Source organism: Variovorax sp. 01N429, from assembly GCF_056399425.1.
Genome location: NZ_JBFTRG010000197.1, coordinates 1 through 389, shown reverse-complemented (window position 1 = coordinate 389; position 389 = coordinate 1). Strand labels below are relative to the sequence as shown.

The 389-nt window shown below is 64.3% G+C and carries 1 protein-coding gene; it reads left to right on the top strand.

From position 1 onward, the window contains the following. A partial coding sequence (locus AC1DSF_RS31230; RefSeq protein ID WP_478184185.1) for a hypothetical protein occupies positions 1-389 on the top strand: 389 nt, incomplete at both ends.

Here is a 389-nt window from a genome sequence, read left to right as displayed (position 1 = left end):
GTCGATGGCCAGTCGCTCGCGATCGCCCACAAGAGCAATGACCTGAACCTGGGCAGCGAGACTTGGTACCGCGATCCGAGCACGGGCTTCAATGCCAAGAAGACGCAAGAGGCAGGAATCACCGACACCTCCCTGGCGCGCACCACGCTCAACGGCGCCAACGTGAACATCACGGCGGAGGACACGCTCGCGATGGCCGGCACCACGGTGAACACGCCTGGCAAGTTGAGCCTCACCGCCGACACCCTGGTCCTGGGCACGCAGGCCACCGAACACGGCACCCAGGAGACCAGTCAGGGCCGCGACCTCATGTACCAGAAGGCCAAGGACAAGGGGACCACCGACCAGACCACGAACTACAACCAGTTCAACGCGGGCAGTCTGGCCGT